Source organism: Inquilinus sp., from assembly GCF_057815775.1.
This window is the reverse complement of sequence record NZ_JBYRFX010000360.1, coordinates 1-3,865: the sequence shown is the minus strand read 5'-3', so window position 1 is coordinate 3,865 and position 3,865 is coordinate 1. Positions and strand designations below refer to the sequence as shown.

2 protein-coding genes and 1 pseudogene are annotated in these 3,865 nt (G+C 67.7%); 1 reads left to right on the top strand and 2 read right to left on the bottom strand.

Features of this window, described 5'->3' with window-relative positions; translation table 11 throughout:
* Positions 1–12: 12 nt before the first annotated feature.
* Positions 13–669 carry a hypothetical protein gene (locus AC3XYG_RS12965; protein ID WP_489140252.1) on the bottom strand — a complete coding sequence of 219 codons (657 nt, stop codon included), beginning with the start codon at positions 667–669 and terminating at the stop codon, positions 13–15.
* 311 nt (positions 670–980) lie between these two features.
* Entirely contained in the window at positions 981–3,113 is a 2,133-nt protein-coding gene (locus tag AC3XYG_RS12960; RefSeq protein ID WP_489140251.1) for a transglycosylase domain-containing protein, read from the bottom strand.
* Positions 3,114–3,597: 484 nt separating this feature from the next.
* Here AC3XYG_RS12960 and AC3XYG_RS12955 point away from each other — a divergent pair.
* Positions 3,598–3,865, top strand: a pseudogene (locus tag AC3XYG_RS12955) (ornithine decarboxylase); the annotation flags it as partial.

Here is a 3,865-nt window from a genome sequence, read left to right as displayed (position 1 = left end):
ATTATGCGCCGGTCAGCCGGTGTCGTGAGCCGCGGGCGGGATTGGAGGGCTGGGGTCGATCGGATCGATCCCGATGTCTTCGATGTTCGCTGGTGGCCCGGCGTCGCTGGTCACAGCCTCCGAGCTCTCGGTCTCATCCGGCCAGTGCGTCGGCCAATTGGTCTGGTCGGGCTCGAGGCCGAGCAAATGGTGAATGCGGACCAGCACATCGCGGACCGGCAGGCCGTCGAGTTCGTCCTCGAACTCCCGCTCCGTCAGCCGCTCGCGCAACAGGGCCGCCAGATCCTTGGTGGCCTCGGCCGATGGATCGGCCTCGATCGCCGCCGTGGCGACGCGCGCGATCACCGCCCGCCGCGCCTGCAGGCGCCGGTGCACCACCCGCGCCGCCTGCTCCGACTTCGGCTTGCGCTGCAGATAGACGTCGCGCAGCCGCTCGGCCATCGCGATCGACAGCCGCACCGACCGGGCCGTGCGCTCCTGCATCAGCGCGAAATCGGTGTCTTTCGGCTGCAGCCGGGTCGCGGCCACGATGTGCTGGTTCTCGGTCCGGTGGGCGGTGCGGATGCCGACTGCGACCAGCTCCCGCAACGCATCCAGCGCCCACACCACGAAGGCCCGCTCGGGATCGATCGGGATGTCGGGGGCGGCGTCGGGGAGCGAGGTGTCCATGAACAGATCATGAACCGGCTCTGCAGATAATAGCGAGTGCACATTGTGTGACGCCGCTTCTGGTCAAAGTGTCCAGTTGACCGTTTTCGGGTCCAGGCTTGAGCCACTGGCCTTAACTCTGTTTTGTCATGGCCCGGCTCGACCGGGCAATCCAGGAGCCATCAGGAGCGGTTCGGCCGCCCCTGGATGCCACGGTCAAGCCGTGGCATGACATCTGGAATTGCGTGTTCCCGGACGGACGTGCTCTCGATCTGGCGCGACGGGAACGGGATTCGGGAGAGGTCTCCGGACCCCGGCGGCAGATATCAGGATCAGCCGTTGTCCAGCTTGCTCAGCAGCCCGTCCAGGCCGCCCTGGTCCAGCTCCTGCTTCGGTGTCGCCGCGGTCGGCGGCACCAGCATCCGCGGGGCGCCGGATGGGGCCGGGGCGGCGACGCTGGGTGCCGCGACGGTCGGGGCGATGCCGCCGGTCGCAGGACTGGAGCTGGCGATGGCCGCGGGCAGCGCCATGTCGTCGACGCCCAGCAGCGGCTTCGGCTTCAGACCGCGCTCGGCTTCCACCATGAAATCATGCCAGATCTTCGCCGGCAGGCTGCCGCCGGTCACCTTGTCCATCGGCGTGCCGTCGTCGTTGCCGACCCAGACGCCGACCACGTAATCCGCGCTGAAGCCGATGAACCAGGCATCACGATAGCCCTGGCTGGTGCCGCTCTTGCCCGCTGTCGGCCGGTCGTCCAGCCGGGCGCTGCGGCCGGTGCCGATGGTCATGGTGGCGCGCAGCATGCGGTTGATCGCCTCGACATGCCAGGGCAGCACCGCTTCGCCCGGGCCGCCGCCGAAGCGGGTGTAGATCGGGTCGCCGCCGGGCGGGCCGATGCGCTGCACGCCATAGGGCCAGACGCCGTTGCCGTTGTTGGCCAGGGCGGCATAGGCGGCGGTCAGCTCCAGCAGGTTGACCTCGCTGGTGCCCAGCGCCAGCGACAATTCCGGCCGCAGTGGCGAGGCGATGCCCAGGCGATGGGCCAACTCGATGGTGTGGTCGATGCCGGCCCGCTGCAGCATGCGCACCGCGGCGGTGTTGTAGGATTTGGCCAGCGCCTCGCGCGCCGTGACCTCGCCGTGGAACTTGCCGTCATAGTTGCCGGGCGACCAGTTCTTGATCGTGATCGGCGCGTCCAGCACCAGGCTGTCCGGCGTCAGGCCCTGCTCGACCGCGGCGAGGTAGGTGAACATCTTGAACGAGGAGCCGGGCTGGCGCTGCGCCGTCACCGCGCGGTTGAACTGGCTCTGGCTGTAGCCGCGTCCGCCGACCATGGCGACCACGGCGCCGTCCGGCCGCATGGCCACCAGGGCGGCCTGGGTGGCGCCGACCTTGCCGCCATCTTCCGCCATCCGCGCATCGACGATGCTTTCGGCCGAACGCTGCAGGTTCGGCATCAGCGTGGTCTCGACCCGCAGCGCCGGGGCGGCGGTGTTGACGAAATCCGGCACCTGGTCGGCGACCCAGTCGGCGAAATAGCGGCTGCCCGACCCGCCACCCGGCCGGCGCGGCGGCACCGGCGGCTGGTCGTCGGCGGCCTGGCGTTCCTGTTCGGTGATGAAGCCGGCGTCGACCATGGCCCCCAGCACGACCTCGGCACGCTGCCGCGCCGCTTCCGGGTCCCGCTCGGGCGAATAGCGCGACGGCGCCTTCAGCAGGCCGGCCAGGATCGCCGACTGCTCCAGGTTCACATCCATTGCCGGCACGCCGAAATAGGCGCGGGCGGCGGCGTCGATGCCATAGGTGCCGGCGCCGAAATACACCCGGTTGAGATAGGCGGTCAGGATCTGGTCCTTGGAGAAGTTCATCTCCAGCCAGACCGCCAGGATCGCCTCCTGGATCTTGCGGCGGAAGGTGCGCTCCGGCGTCAGGAACAGGTTCTTGGCCGCCTGCTGGGTGATGGTCGACCCGCCCTGCACGTTGCGGCCGGCGCGCCAGTTCACCCACAGCGCCCGGGCCACGCCGATCGGGTCGATGCCGTAATGGTGGTAGAAGCGGCGGTCCTCGATCCCCAGCACCGCCTCGGTCAGCTGCTTCGGCAGGGCCGAGGCCTGGATCATGTCGCCGGTCATGTCGCCGTAGCGGGCGATCTGGCCGCCATCGGCGGCAACCACGGTGATGGCGGGCCGCCGTTCCGGCATCGACACCTGGCGGATGTCGGGCAGGTCGTAGGCGAAGTAGGCGACGATGACGCCGAGCGCGATGACGCCCCAGATCGACAGCACCGCGGCCCATTTCGCGACGCCCCACAGCCAGTGCCGGCGGCCCGACGACTTGCGGGCGGGCGCCCGACTCTGCGGCTTGGACTTGGGACGCTTCGGCGGTGACTTGGCGGTGGACGAACTCGTCCGGGCGCGGCCATTCGAGGCACGCAAAGTTGGTCTACCGGAGGAGCGTGTCGTCATGGCTATAATTTATCATCTGAGAATCCTGCAATATCAAGACGGAATGAGGCTAAATTTAGATTTCGGCTGAGCCTGTGGCGCCACGGTGACGCGATAAATTTTCGATCAATAAAATTTCACTTGCATCAGGGGGGCACCGACCGTATTTCACCCCTCGGAACGTATTCGCACGTGCCCCGGCCCGCCGCTTTCGAACAGGTTCGAACCCGGTGGGCACAGCAACGACGTCACGCGTCTCCTCGGTCTGTCTGGCCTCGGCCAGCTGGGTTGAAGAGAAGTTTTTCGGTTGCATGTGCGGAGAGGGTTCCTCTTCCGTGATTGTCAGGACGGGTTTCCGGGTGGTGCTTACGGCACCGGCCTGCAACTTCGTCTCTACAATCCCGGATCCGCACGCGCCGCCGGGTTTCGTCGCCGGTGAGCAGAGGCGGGGCGCCTCAGGCAACGGTTTGGTTTGAACTGCTTGCCGGAGGGAGTGTTTCCCCTGATGAATACGAAGATCGCTTCCTTTCTTGAAGAGCGTCGTCCCGAGACCCCGTGCCTGGTGCTGGACCTCGACGTGGTCGCCGGCAACTATCAGGCGCTGGCCGAGGCGCTGCCTGACAGCCGCATCTTCTATGCGGTGAAGGCCAACCCGGCGCCGCAGATCCTCTCGCTGCTGGCCGCGATGGGCTCGTGCTTCGACACCGCGAGCGTGGTCGAGATCCGCGACGCGCTGGCCGCCGGCGCCACCGCCGACCGCATCTCGTTCGGCA